Source organism: Aquabacterium sp. (assembly GCF_041915145.1).
Lineage (GTDB): Bacteria > Pseudomonadota > Gammaproteobacteria > Burkholderiales > Burkholderiaceae_C > Aquabacterium.
In genome coordinates, this window is sequence record NZ_JAYSBZ010000036.1 from 20,505 (window position 1) to 33,518 (window position 13,014).

The 13,014-nt window shown below is 66.6% G+C and carries 9 protein-coding genes; all 9 read left to right on the top strand.

The features are described from left to right. The first annotated feature begins 157 nt into the window (after positions 1-157). The gene (locus tag ACE3SS_RS08575; RefSeq protein ID WP_374592913.1) at positions 158-2,761 is read left to right on the top strand and encodes a PAS domain S-box protein; all 2,604 of its coding nucleotides are present in this window, start codon (positions 158-160) and stop codon (positions 2,759-2,761) included. Beyond that, positions 2,758-3,384 (top strand): response regulator transcription factor, encoded by a 627-nt coding sequence (locus ACE3SS_RS08580; RefSeq protein ID WP_374592915.1) that lies wholly within the window; start codon positions 2,758-2,760, stop codon positions 3,382-3,384. The genes ACE3SS_RS08575 and ACE3SS_RS08580 overlap by 4 nt, the downstream gene beginning before the upstream one ends. 108 nt (positions 3,385-3,492) lie before the next feature. Then, positions 3,493-4,350, top strand: coding sequence for a bifunctional methylenetetrahydrofolate dehydrogenase/methenyltetrahydrofolate cyclohydrolase FolD (gene folD, locus ACE3SS_RS08585; protein WP_374592917.1), 858 nt, complete (start codon positions 3,493-3,495; stop codon positions 4,348-4,350). A 36-nt stretch (positions 4,351-4,386) separates the two neighbouring features. Beyond that, positions 4,387-6,438, top strand: a complete 2,052-nt coding sequence (locus ACE3SS_RS08590) for a M3 family metallopeptidase (RefSeq protein WP_374592919.1) — start codon at positions 4,387-4,389, stop codon at positions 6,436-6,438. Positions 6,439-6,509: 71 nt separating this feature from the next. Continuing rightward, a complete protein-coding gene (locus ACE3SS_RS08595) occupies positions 6,510-7,127 on the top strand; it encodes a glutaredoxin family protein (RefSeq protein ID WP_374592921.1) in 618 nt (205 codons plus the stop codon). Positions 7,128-7,288: 161 nt separating this feature from the next. Next, positions 7,289-10,948 (top strand): PAS domain S-box protein, encoded by a 3,660-nt coding sequence (locus ACE3SS_RS08600; RefSeq protein ID WP_374592923.1) that lies wholly within the window; start codon positions 7,289-7,291, stop codon positions 10,946-10,948. Positions 10,949-11,024: 76 nt separating this feature from the next. Beyond that, positions 11,025-12,134 (top strand): ferrochelatase, encoded by a 1,110-nt coding sequence (hemH, locus tag ACE3SS_RS08605; RefSeq protein WP_374592925.1) that lies wholly within the window; start codon positions 11,025-11,027, stop codon positions 12,132-12,134. After that, positions 12,131-12,547, top strand: coding sequence for an RNA-binding S4 domain-containing protein (locus ACE3SS_RS08610; protein ID WP_374592927.1), 417 nt, complete (start codon positions 12,131-12,133; stop codon positions 12,545-12,547). The genes hemH and ACE3SS_RS08610 overlap by 4 nt, the downstream gene beginning before the upstream one ends. A gap of 92 nt (positions 12,548-12,639) precedes the next feature. Beyond that, positions 12,640-13,014: nucleotide exchange factor GrpE (grpE, locus tag ACE3SS_RS08615; protein ID WP_374592929.1), on the top strand; the 375-nt coding region annotated here is incomplete at its 3' end.

The following is a 13,014-nucleotide window of genomic DNA, read 5'->3' on the forward strand; positions in this document are numbered from 1 at the left end:
ACGCAGCTTCAAGTTTGCAAGCAAATGCCGCCGCGCTTGTGTGAGTCAAGCAACGAAAAGAGGCCTTCGGCTTGCGCATTTCAGAAATCTTCCGCTGGAAATGTGCAAGTCGCCCGGCCCTCGCAAGCCGCGTGACCGGGTTCCATAATGCGATCCCATGACGTTTTCTCAACCGCCCGAGCTCTCCGTCCCGGGCCCTGCCGCCAAACAACCGGACCGCCGCAGCACCCGCCTGATCTGGCGCCGCTGGTGGCGCCAGCAGTCGCCCGACCGCCAAGACCGCTTTGCCACACTGGGGCCGCTGGTTTCGGTGATGCTGTTTCTGGCCGCCATCGTGGCGGCGTTCTGGTATCTGCGCAACGAAGAATTCGACCGCGAGCGCGAGTCGGTGAAACGCGACACCGAGGTCGTCCAGCAGCAGATCCGCCTGCGCCTGATCGAAAACCAGGAGCAACTGGTACGCATGGCCAGAGAAGTGGCCACGCGCGCCATCGATCAGGGCCAGTTTCTGGATCAGGCCAACACCTTCGTCCAGACCCATCCCGAAGTCATCAGCCTGAGCTGGAGCCAGGCCGACCGCAGCATCAAGGCCAGCCAGCTCTCGCCCAACCTGCCGATGGACACCCTGCGCGGGCTGGACGATCTGCCGCTGACCCCCGGCAGCACCAACAACACGCCGGCCTTGCAACCGCTGATCAGCAAGCAGGCCGAATCGGCGTTCACCGCCGCCAAAGAACTGCGCCAGCCGGCCTATTCGCTGCCGCTCACCAACTCGATGGACACGCAAGTGATCCAGATCCACGTGCCGCTGATCGACCGGCGCGGGTTTTCGGGCGCGCTGATCGCCGAGTACTCCGTCGAGGCCTTGCTGCGCTACCTGGTGCCGCGTGAAGTGGCCAGCCGCCACGCGATGAGCCTGGTCGAATACAACGGCCATGTGCTGGCCAGCACGGTGGCCGCCGGCTTTGACACGGCGAGCCAGTCATCCGTCATGCACGAGGTCGTGGTCACGCCGGTGGGCAGCGGCCTGATCCTGCGCGGACAGGGCTACCGCACATCGTTCGGCCTGATCGGCAACACCCTGTTCTGGATGGTCGTAGCGCTGTCGGCCCTGACGGTCTGGATGCTGCTGGGCAACTGGCGCCACATGCGCCGGCGCATGGACATCCAGCAGACGCTGCAGCGCGAGACCAACTTCCGGCGCGCCATGGAAAACTCCATGCTCACCGGCATGCGCGTGATCGACAACGAAGGCCGCATCACCTACGTCAACCCCGCCTTCTGCGCGATGACGGGCTTCAGCGAGAACGAACTCGTCGGCCGCCTGCCGCCCTACCCCTACTGGACGCTCGACCGCATGGAAGAGAACAACCGTCTCTTCCAGCAGGAGTTGCAAGGCCGCAGCCCGGCCGGCGGCGTGGAAGTACGCATCATGCGCAAGGACGGCAGCCACTTCGATGCCCGCATGTACGTCTCGCCGCTGATCGACGCCCAGGGCCAGCAGGCGGGCTGGATGTCGTCCGTCACCAACATCACCGAGGCCAAGCGCGTGCGCGACCAGCTCTCGGCCGCCCACGAACGCTTCACCACCGTGCTCGAAGGGCTGGACGCGGCCGTATCGGTGCTGTCGGTGCATCGCGGCGAGCTGCTGTTCGCCAACCGCTCGTACCGCTTGTGGTTCGGCACCGACGCCAAAGGCCACGCCTTGCTGGCGGGCGACGGTTTCCCGCCGCTGCCCCCGCCTGACCACGACGACGCGGTCGACAACCTCGGTGGCCTGACCACCCAGTTGCTGACCGACGCGGGGTCCGACTCACGCGAAGTGCATCTCGAACCGCTGCACAAGTGGTTCGACGTGCGCGCCCGATACATTCAGTGGACCGACGGCCGCCTGGCGCAAATGCTGATCGCCACCGACATCACCGCGCGCCGGCAGGCCGAAGAACAGGCGGCCCAGCAAGCTGAAAAAGCCCAGGTCACCAGCCGCCTGATCACCATGGGCGAGATGGCCTCGTCAGTGGCGCACGAGCTCAACCAGCCGCTCACCGCGATCACCAACTACTGCAACGGCATGGTGTCGCGCGTCAAGAACAAGAACATCGCCGACGAAGACCTGATCGCCGCGCTGGAAAAAACAGCCCGTCAGGCCCAGCGCGCCGGACAGATCATCCACCGCATCCGCTCGTTCGTGAAACGCAGCGAGCCGCAGCGCCAGCCCTCGCGAGCCCGCGACATCGTCGAAGACGCGGTGGACTTGGCCGGCATCGAGCTGCGCCGGCGCAAGGTGCTGATCCATACCTACGTGGCGCCGCGTCTGCCCACGCTGCTCATCGACCCCATCCTGATCGAGCAGGTGGTGCTCAACTTGCTCAAGAACGCTGCCGAGGCCATCGACAACGCCGGCTTGCCCACCTCGCGCCGCCGCATCGAGCTGCGCGTGGTGGCCAAGCAGCCAGCCGAGGGCGAGAGCGTGGTCGAGTTCAGCGTCACCGACGGCGGCCCCGGGCTCAAGCCCGAGGTGATCGACCGCGTCTACGAATCGTTCTTCTCGACCAAGCCCGACGGCATGGGCATCGGGCTCAATCTGTGCCGCTCGATCATCGAGTCGCACCACGGCCGGATCCAGGCAGAGAACCTCTACAATGGATCTGAAGTTGTTGGATGTCGGTTCTCGTTCACCCTGCCGGTGGACGTCGAATTGCCAAACTTCAGCGACACCCAATCTGACCCTCCCCTGGACTTGATCGCCAAAAACCCATGAGTCTCATCCCGAAAAAAGGCACTGTGTACGTGGTCGACGACGACGAGGCCGTGCGCGACTCCCTGCAATGGCTGCTGGAAGGCAAGGACTACCGCGTGCGCTGTTTCGACTCCGCCGAATCCTTCCTGGCTCGCTTCGACCCGCGCGAAGTCGCCTGCCTGATCGCCGATATCCGCATGGAAGGGATGAGCGGGCTCGAGTTGCAAGACCGCCTGATCGAGCGCAAGTCGCCGCTGCCCATCGTGTTCATCACTGGTCACGGTGACGTGCCCATGGCCGTGAACACCATGAAAAAGGGCGCGATGGACTTCATCGAGAAGCCGTTCAACGAAGAAGCGCTGGTCAACCTGGTGGAGCGCATGCTCGACCAGGCCCGCCAAGCCTTCTCTGAATCGCAAGAAGCCGCCAGCCGCGACGCCTTGCTGTCGCGCCTGACCTCGCGCGAGGCGCAGGTGCTCGAGCGCATCGTCGCCGGTCGCCTGAACAAGCAGATTGCCGACGACCTGGGCATCAGCATCAAGACTGTCGAGGCCCACCGCGCCAACGTGATGGAAAAGCTCAACGCCAACACGGTGGCCGACCTGCTCAAGATCGCGCTGGGCGCGTCCGCCAAACCGCAATGATTGGCGGCTGATCCTCATCAAGCGAAACGCGCCTTCTGGCGCGTTTTTGCGTTCTGCTCTTCTGTTTTTGACTATTTCGGTTTTTGACCTTTTGATTCGAGACACGCCATGACCGCACACCTCATCGACGGCAACGCCCTCTCCAAACAACTGCGCGGCGAAGTCGCCACCCGCGCCGCCGCCCTCACCGCCCGCGGCGTCAAGCCCGGCCTGGCCGTGATCCTGGTGGGCGACAACCCCGCCAGCCAGGTCTACGTGCGCAACAAGGTCAAGGCCTGCGAAGACAGCGGCCTGCACTCGGTGCTCGAAAAATACGACGCCAGCCTGAGCGAAGCCGAGCTGCTGGCCCGCGTCGAGGCGCTCAACAACGACCCCAGCATCCACGGCATCCTGGTGCAACTGCCGCTGCCCAAGCACATCGACGACCACAAGGTCATCGAAGCCATCTCGCCGCTGAAAGACGTCGACGGCTTCCACGTGGCCAGCGCCGGCGCGCTGATGGTCGGTGAAGTGGGCTTCAAGGCCTGCACGCCTTACGGCTGCATGAAGATGCTCGAATCGATCGGCATGAAAGACCTGCGCGGCAAGCACGCCGTGGTGATCGGCCGCTCGAACATCGTCGGCAAACCCATGGCCATGATGCTGCTGCAGGCCAACGCCACCGTCACCGTCACCCACAGCGGCACGGCCGATCTGGCGCACCACACGCGTCAGGCCGACATCGTGGTCGCCGCCGTGGGCAAGCGCAATGTGCTGACGGCCGAGATGGTCAAGCCGGGCGCCGTGGTGATCGACGTGGGCATGAACCGCAACGACGAAGGCAAGCTCTGTGGTGATGTGGACTTCGACGGCGTCAAGCAGGTGGCCGGCTGGATCACCCCCGTGCCCGGCGGCGTGGGCCCGATGACCATCACGATGCTGCTGGTCAACACCATCGAGGCGGCCGAGCGCGCTGCCGGCATCTGACCCCTAGAGCCCTCAACGCACAGCGTGGAACCAGACATGACCAGCCCCTTGCTCGACACCAGCGCCCTGCCCCTGTTTGACGCCGTTCGCCCGGAGCACGTCACCCCGGCCATCGACCAACTGCTGACCGAGGCCAACCAGGCCCTCGAGAAGGCGGTGGGGCCGCACGTGGCGGCCGACTACGAAGAGATGTCCGCCGTGCTCGACGTCTCCACCGAGCGGCTCGGGCGTGCCTGGGGCACCGTGAGCCACCTCAAGGCGGTGGTCGACAGCCCCGAGCTGCGCGCGGCCTTCAACGAGAACCTGCCCAAGGTCACCGAGTTCTACACCCGGCTGGGCGCCGACGAGCGGCTCTACGCCAAGTACAAGGCCCTGAGCCAGACACCCGCCGCCGCCGAGCTGAACCCGGCGCGCAAGAAAGCGCTGAGCAATGCGCTGCGCGACTTCGTGCTGGGCGGCGCCGAGCTGCAAGGCGCGGCCAAGGAGCGCTACGCGAAGATTCAGGAACGGCAGGCTGAGCTGTCGCAGAACTTCTCGGAGCACGTGCTCGACGCCACCGATGCCTTCACCTACTTCGCCACCGACGCCGAGCTCGACGGCGTGCCCGACGACGTGAAGCAGGCCGCCCGCGCCGCCGCCGAAGCCGATGGCCGCGAGGGCTACAAGCTCACGCTGCACATGCCGTGCTATCTGCCGGTCATGCAATACGCCAGCAACCGCGCCTTGCGCGAAACGCTCTACCGCGCCTACACCACGCGCGCCAGCGAATTGAGCGACCCGGCGCGCGACAACAGCGCCCTGATGCGCGAGATCGTCGAGCTGCGGCAAGAAGAAGCGCAGTTGCTGGGCTACGGCAGCTTCGCCGACGTGTCGCTGGTGCCCAAGATGGCCGACACGCCCCGGCAAGTGATCGACTTTCTGCGCGACCTCGCCAAGCGGGCCCGCCCCTACGCCGAGCGCGACCTGGCCGAGCTGCGCGACTTTGCCGCCAAGGAGCTGGGCCTGACCGACCTGCAAGCCTGGGACACGGCCTACGCCAGCGAAAAACTCAAGGAAGCCCGCTACGCCTTCAGCGACCAGGAGGTGAAGCAATACTTCACCGAGCCCACCGTGCTCGAAGGGCTGTTCAAGATCATCGAGACGCTGTTCGAGGTCAGCATCCGCCCCGACACCGCGCCGATCTGGCACGACAGCGTGCGCTTCTTCCGCATCGAGCGCAGCACCGCCGCCGGGCCCGAACTCGTCGGCCAGTTCTACCTTGACCCCTACGCCCGCGCCGGCAAGCGCCCCGGTGCCTGGATGGACGACGTGCGCGGCCGCTGGCAGCGCCCCGACGGCGGCCGTGCGCGGCAAACCCCGGTGGCCCATCTGGTGTGCAACTACGCCGCCGGCGTGAACGGCCAGCCCGCGCTGCTGACGCACGACGACGTGACCACGCTGTTCCATGAGTGCGGCCATGGCCTGCACCACTTGCTCACGCAGGTGAATGACCTCGGCGTGGCCGGCATCTCGGGCGTCGAGTGGGACGCCGTCGAGCTGCCCAGCCAGTTCATGGAGAACTTCTGCTGGGAATGGGAGGTGCTGCAGCGCCTGACCCGCCACGTGGACACCGGCCAGCCGCTGCCCCGCGAGCTGTTCGACAAGATGACGGCGGCCAAGAACTTCCAGAGCGGTTTGCAGACGCTGCGCCAGATCGAGTTCTCGCTGTTCGACATGCGTATCCACTCCGAACCTGGCGCGGCCGGGCACATCCAGCAGGTGCTCGATGAAGTGCGCGCCGAGGTGGCCGTGCTGATTCCGCCCGCTTTCAACCGCTTTCAGCACAGCTTTTCACACATTTTTGCCGGCGGCTACGCGGCCGGTTACTACAGCTACAAGTGGGCTGAGGTATTGTCGGCAGACGCGTACAGCGCGTTTGAAGAAACCGCCGTCAACGGCAGCGTTCTCAACGTCGAAACGGGCCGCCGCTACCGTCAGGCCATTCTGGAAACCGGTGGCAGCCAGTCAGCGCTCGAGAACTTCAAGGCCTTCCGGGGCCGCGAGCCGCGCATCGACGCGCTGCTGCGCCATCAGGGGATGGCCGGATAGGCGACGCGCCCGAGATCGCCGATACCTGAGCCTTCAACCATCGTCACTCCACCGCACCGCACCGCACCGACATGAGTTCACCGCGCGCCCGCCTCGTCTCCCTCATCGCCTGTCACAGCCTGCTGCTGGTTGCCGGAGTGGCTCAGGCCCAGTACAAGGTGGTCGGCCCGGACGGCAAGATTACCTACACCGACCGAGCACCCACCGGCGCCAAAGCTCAGCCGGTGAGCACCGGCACGGGTGGTGGGGGCGTGGCCACCGGCAATCTGCCTTATGAGCTGCGGCAAGTGGTGTCGCGCTTTCCGGTCACGCTCTACACCAGCGCCGACTGCAGCCCGTGCGACAACGGCCGCGCGCTGCTCAAGCAGCGCGGCGTGCCCTTCGTGGAGCGCACCGTGTCGTCATCGGACGACACCGAGGCGCTCAAGCGGCTCGAAGGCCTGAGCAACGTGCCGATGCTGCGCATCGGTGGGCAGCAGCTCAAGGGTTTCAGCGCCGACGAGTGGAACGACTACCTGACCACGGCGGGCTACCCCGAGCAATCGAAGCTGCCGGCCAGCTACAGCAACCCCGCCCCCGCCCCGCTCGCCCCGCGGCAAGCGGCCGATACACGCCCAGCCGCCCCCGCCCAGCCCGGCACCGCCCCGACCGTGCCGAGCGGCACCACATCATCGGGCTTCCGGTTCTGATCGCGGCCCCGTCAGCAGCCCGGTCGCGAACACTTCGAGCGCCGATTCGGGCAGCTGGCCGGGCCTCCTGCCTGCGTTAACCACGGGTAGGAGAAGCGCGCCACTTGGGCTAAAGTGGCCCGCATCCGTTGTCTCAGCCAGTTGTATCCGCATCGTCCGGCATGGACTCTCTCTCGCAGCCTTTCGACGAGTCCACCCGGCTCGGCACCCTCCGCGCCTTGCGTATCCTCGACACGCCACCCGAGGATGCCTTCGACGTCTTGTGCCGACTGGCCTGCCGCTTGCTGCAGGCTCCCGCCGCCGCCCTGACGCTGGTGGACGACGAGCGCGAATGGCACAAGGCCGTGCTGGGTTTCGCGCCCGGTGCGGTCGCACGAGGTGCCTCGTTCGCCGCTCACCTGGTTGACACCCGCCCCTGCACCGTCACCGAACAGGTCGCCGCGTCGAGCTTTGCCGACAGCGCCCGCGCCATGCTCGGCCGCGAGATCGCCGGAGACCCAGCCTGGCTGGCCGGCGCGGTGCTGAGCGCGGAAGGGCAAGCTCTGGGGGCGCTGGTGGTGGCCCGCACGGACTGCTGCTTTGCCGCCGACGATCTGCAAACCCTGCGCGAGCTCGGGCAGGCTGCAAACGCCTTGCTCGAAGCCCGTCTCAAGGTGCAGCGCGGTCGGCTGCAAGAAGCCCGGCTGCGCACCGCCAGCCAGGCAGCCAGCGACTGGCTCTGGGAAACCGATGCCGAGGGCCGTTTCACCTGGGTGTCGGACAACATCCTGCTGCATTCGGGTCTCAAGCCCGCCGACATCGTGGGCAAGCGCGCGCTCGACCTCTATCAGCCCGACCCCGAGGCCGAAGACACCCATGCCTGGGCCCGCTACCTGAAGGCGCGCAGCGAACGCAAGCCGTTTTCGGGACTGATCACCAAGTACCCCTCGCAAGACACCGACGTCATCTTGTCGATCAACGGCTTGCCGGTTTTCGACTCGGCGGGCAACTTCCGCGGCTACCGTGGCGCGAGCCGAAACGTCACGCGCCGCAGCCGGGTCGAGCTGGACTTGCATGAGCGCGAATCGCAACTGCGTTTGTCGGAGGCCCGGCTGACCGCCGTGCTGTCGGCCATACCCGACCTGTGGTTCGTGCTCGATCGCAGAGGGTGCTTCCAGGAATGCAGCGTGCCCGAGCACCCGCTGCTCAGCCAGACATTCGGCGAGTTGCGTGGGCAGCCGCTGCAGACCGGCCTGCCGGACGATCTGGCGCAACAAATGCTGCAAGCCCAGCGCCGCGCCCAGCAAAACGGCCAGCCACTGCGCATCGAATTCGACAGCGTGGTGCAGGGCGACCGCCCTCAGCAGTTCGAGGCCCGCCTGTCGCCCATGCCCGGCGAGCAAACGCTGATCCTGGTTCGCGACCTCACCGAGCTGAACGCGCTCAAGCGCGATGTCGAGTTGATGGAGCAGGTGCTGGAGGCCGAGGTATCGCTGGCCATCATGGTGAGCGATGCCCAGGCCACAGACTGGCCGCTGATCTACGTGAACCCCGCGTTCGAGCGCCTGACCGGCTACACGCGCGGCGAAGTGCTGGGCCGCAGCAGCGATCTGCTGGTCGCCAGCGACCAGCCCGAGCAGGCCGGCATGCACGAGCTACGCGCAGCCTGCGTGGCCGGCCGCAGTTGCACGACAACCGTCGAGTCGCTGCGACGCGATGGCACGCGTTTCTTGAATCAATGGCACCTGTGCCCGGTGCGCGACGTCCAGGGCCGCGTCACCCATTTCATCAGCGTGCTGCACGACGTGACCGAGCGCACCCGCGAGGCCGAGAAGCTGCGCGTGAGCGAGGAGCTGTATCGCTCGGTGGCAGCAGCCATCAGCGACGGCCTGCTGGTGGTCACGCTCGACGGGCGCACCGCCGCCATCAACCCGGCGGCCTGCCGGATTCTGGGCGTCAGGCACGAGGCCATGATCGGCCATCGGGCGCCCTACCCGTTCGATTTGCTGGAGCCCGACCTGACCCCGCTGTCGTACCGCAGCTTTCCGGTGCGACGCGTGCTGAAGGAAGGCAAGGTCGTGGTTGATCAGGTGACGGCGCTGCGCCGGCCGGACGGCGAGATCCGCTGGCTGAGCCTCAGTTGCCACCCGCTGCGCATGGCGCCGGACGAGCCGGTGTTCTCGGCCGTGGCCACCTTCCGCGACATCACCGAAACCCGGCAGGCCGCGCAAGCGCTCAGGCAAAGCGAGGAGCGCTGGAAGTTCGCGCTCGAAGGCGCGGGAGACGGCGTGTGGGACTGGGATCTTCTGGCCGAGCGGGTGTTCTATTCGCGTCGCTGGAAGGCGATGCTCGGCCTGGGTGACGACGAGGTGGGCGACTCGCTGCATGAATGGCTCGACCGCATCCACCCGGACGACAAGAGTTGGGTGGTGCGCGAGTGCAACCGGTACCTCGCCGGCGCGATTTCGAGCTACCAGGCCGAATACCGCATGCGCCACAAGGACGGCCACGACGTGTGGGTGCTTGATCGCGGCAAGATCGTCGACACCGGCCCCAACGGACAGGCGCGCCGGGTGGTCGGCACCCACTCCGACGTGACCCGCCAGCGCGAGGCCGAGAACGCCCTGCGCGACAAGCGCGCCGCCGAACTCGCCAGCCAGGCCAAGTCCGAATTTCTCTCGCGCATGAGCCACGAGATCCGCACGCCGCTCAACGCGGTGCTGGGCTTCGCGCAGTTGCTCAAGCTCGCCCAGAACGACAACGAGGCCGAGCGCCTGGCCCACATCGACCACATCCTGCGAGCGGGCCAGCACTTGCTGGGGCTCATCAACGACGTGCTCGACCTGCAGCGTGTCGAGGAAGGCCGGCTCCACCTCGACCTGCGCCCCATCGCGCTCGACGGCGTGGTCAACCATTGCATGTCGCTGCTGACGCCGCAGGCCGAGGCCGCGCACGTGAACCTCGTCAACCTCGTGCCGGCCGGCATCACGGTGCAGGCCGACGAGCAGCGACTGCGCCAGGTGCTGCTCAACATCGGCTCGAACGGCATCAAATACAACCGCGACGGCGGACAAGCCCGCTGGTCGATCGAATACCCCGAGGCCGGGCGGGTGCGACTGATCATCGAGGACGACGGCCCCGGCATGTCGCCCGAGCAACTGACCAAGCTGTTCCAGCCCTTTGAACGACTCGGCAAGGAAACCTCCAGCATCGAGGGCAGCGGCCTGGGCCTCATCATCGCCCGCAGCCTCACCGAAGAAATGCAGGGCCATCTCGACGTGCGCAGCCAGATTGGCCTGGGCTCGCGGGTTGAAATCGAACTGCCCTGCGTCAACGAACAACCCTCCGGCCTCGCGGCAACCGAACCCGACAACGCACCCGGCTCCGCCACCCACGATCCCATGGTCTCAGCAGGTTCAGCCCATGAGTCGCCCCCGCCGAGCGGCCCGCGCCGGGCCATGCGCCTGATGTACGTCGAAGACAACCGCATCAATGCAATGCTGTTCGAGCAGGCGCTCAAGCTGCACCCCGGGTTTGAGCTGCGCATTGCCGAAGACGGCCAGCACGCCCTTGAAATCGCCGAGCACTGGACACCAGACGTGCTGGTGCTCGACGCCCACCTGCCCGGCATGAGCGGCTTTGAAGCCTTGCTGGCCTTGCGCACCCTGCCCGGCCTGGCCGACGCGCCGGCCTTCATGTGCTCGGCTGACGCCATGCCCGAAGACGTGCAACGCGCCAAGGACGCCGGCTTCATGGGCTACTGGACCAAGCCGATCGAGGTGCAGCTGGTGCTGGCCGACCTGGAAACACTGCGGCCCAGCCTGCCGCTCGACGGCGACTGATCCGCGCCCCCGGCGCGCCGGCAAATCGGCGCCCGTGCATGACGACCGAGCCGCGGATACCCGACAATCGCGGCCCATGAGCTTCCGCCCCGAACCCACCTTCAGCCACGGGCAGCCGCAACAAGTCGGCGTGCTGCTGATCAACCTTGGCACCCCGACGGCCGCCACCCCGGCGGCGCTGCGCCCCTATCTGAGCCAGTTTCTCAGCGACCCCCGGGTGGTCGAGATCCCGCGACTGGCGTGGTGGCTCATCCTGCACGGCATCATCCTGCGCACCCGGCCAGCCAAGTCCGCCGCCAAGTACGCCAGCATCTGGACGCGCGACGGCTCGCCGCTGCGCGTCTGGACCGACAAGCAAGCCAAGCTGCTGCAAGGCTATCTGGGCGAGCGCGGCCACCAGGTGCTCGTGCGGCACGCCATGCGCTACGGCGAGCCATCGGTCGGCCAGCAGCTCGACGCCCTCAAGGCCGCCGGCACCGCGCGCATCCTGATCATGCCGCTGTACCCCCAATACTCGGGCGCCACCACGGCCAGTGCGCTCGACGAGGTCTTCAAGTGGGGCCAGGCCACGCGCCACCTGCCCGAGTTGCGCGTGGTCAACCGCTTTCACGACGACCCGGACTACATCGACGCCCTGGCCCGCAGCGTGACGCGGCACTGGACGGTCGAAGGCACGGGCCAGAAGCTGGTGATGAGCTTTCACGGCATGCCCCGGCGCACGCTCGACCTGGGCGACCCCTACCACTGCGAGTGCCACAAAACCGCTCGACTGCTGGCGGAACGCCTGGGGCTGGGCCCCAAGGACTACGTCGTGACCTTCCAGAGCCGTTTTGGCAAGGCCAAGTGGCTGGAGCCCTACACCGAGCCGACCCTGCGCGAGCTGGCGAAGGCCGGCGTCAAGCGCGTCGACGTGATCTGCCCGGGGTTCGTGACCGACTGCATCGAAACCCTCGAAGAAATCGCGATCGAAGGCAAGCAGGCCTTCTTGCAAGCCGGCGGGCAGCACTTTCACTACATCCCCTGCCTCAACGACAGCAGCTACTGGATGGACGCCCTGAGCGCGCTGACTCTGCGCCACCTGCAAGGCTGGCTCACCCAGGCGCTGACCGTGGCCGAGCAAGCGGCGCTGAAAACCCAGCAGCAAGCGCAGCTTCAGCGGGCCCGCGCCCTGGGCGCCAAGCAATGAGCCAGGCACCCGAGCGACTGCGCCTAGACAAATGGCTGTGGGCCGCACGGTTCTTCAAGACCCGCAGCCTGGCCGGCGACGAGATCGACAAAGGTCGCATCAGCGTCAATGGGCAAGCGGCCAAGGCCTCCCGCGAAGTGCGCCCGGGCGACCTGATCGACATCCGTCATACCGGGGGCCTGGTGCGCAGCGTGCAGGTGCTCGGGCTCAGCACCCTGCGCGGCCCGGCGCCGCAGGCCCAGGCACTCTACCAAGAAACACCCGAGAGTCTGGCGCGGCGCGAGCAGCACGCCCAGCAGCGCCGGCTGGCGGCCGAGCCGTCACTCAGCATCGAGCAGGGCCGCCCTACCAAGCGCGACCGCCGGCAACTCGCCGATTGGCAGCGTTGGAGCGCCAGCTCCGACGAGTCCTGATCCGGTCATCAAAAAAATTTCGTCGCGCAGCCTTGAAACGCCGCTCGGCGCCCCCAGTTTCGCCACACGTCTTTTTCAGCGTTGACCCAAAAATGAGCAACCCGAACGAAAACACCCCAGAAAATCAACAAGTTACGCCGGACACCTCGAACCCGTCGCAAGACAACGGCGAGACGCTGATGCAGGCCGAAAACCAGCTCGAAGCCGAGCTGGCAACCCTGCAAGATCAAGTGCTGCGCGCCCGGGCGGATGCCGAAAACATCCGCCGTCGCGCCGACGACGAAATCTCGAAGGCCCGCAAGTTCGCCATCGAGTCGTTCGCCGAAAGCCTGCTGCCCGTCAAAGACAGCCTCGAAGCCGCCATCGCCACCCACGCCGCGCAGCAGGCCGGCTCGGTCGAGCAGATGCTGGAGGGCGTGCACGCCACGCTGCGTCAGCTGGCGTCGGCCTTGGAGCGCAACAAGGTC

What these genes read in the sequence shown, in the direction of transcription:
- ACE3SS_RS08575 (WP_374592913.1), top strand. Translation starts at nt 158, where the DNA reads ATGACGTTTTCTCAACCGCCCGAGCTCTCCGTCCCGGGCCCTGCCGCC.
- ACE3SS_RS08580 (WP_374592915.1), top strand. Translation starts at nt 2,758, where the DNA reads ATGAGTCTCATCCCGAAAAAAGGCACTGTGTACGTGGTCGACGACGAC.
- folD (WP_374592917.1), top strand. Translation starts at nt 3,493, where the DNA reads ATGACCGCACACCTCATCGACGGCAACGCCCTCTCCAAACAACTGCGC.
- ACE3SS_RS08590 (WP_374592919.1), top strand. Translation starts at nt 4,387, where the DNA reads ATGACCAGCCCCTTGCTCGACACCAGCGCCCTGCCCCTGTTTGACGCC.
- ACE3SS_RS08595 (WP_374592921.1), top strand. Translation starts at nt 6,510, where the DNA reads ATGAGTTCACCGCGCGCCCGCCTCGTCTCCCTCATCGCCTGTCACAGC.
- ACE3SS_RS08600 (WP_374592923.1), top strand. Translation starts at nt 7,289, where the DNA reads ATGGACTCTCTCTCGCAGCCTTTCGACGAGTCCACCCGGCTCGGCACC.
- hemH (WP_374592925.1), top strand. Translation starts at nt 11,025, where the DNA reads ATGAGCTTCCGCCCCGAACCCACCTTCAGCCACGGGCAGCCGCAACAA.
- ACE3SS_RS08610 (WP_374592927.1), top strand. Translation starts at nt 12,131, where the DNA reads ATGAGCCAGGCACCCGAGCGACTGCGCCTAGACAAATGGCTGTGGGCC.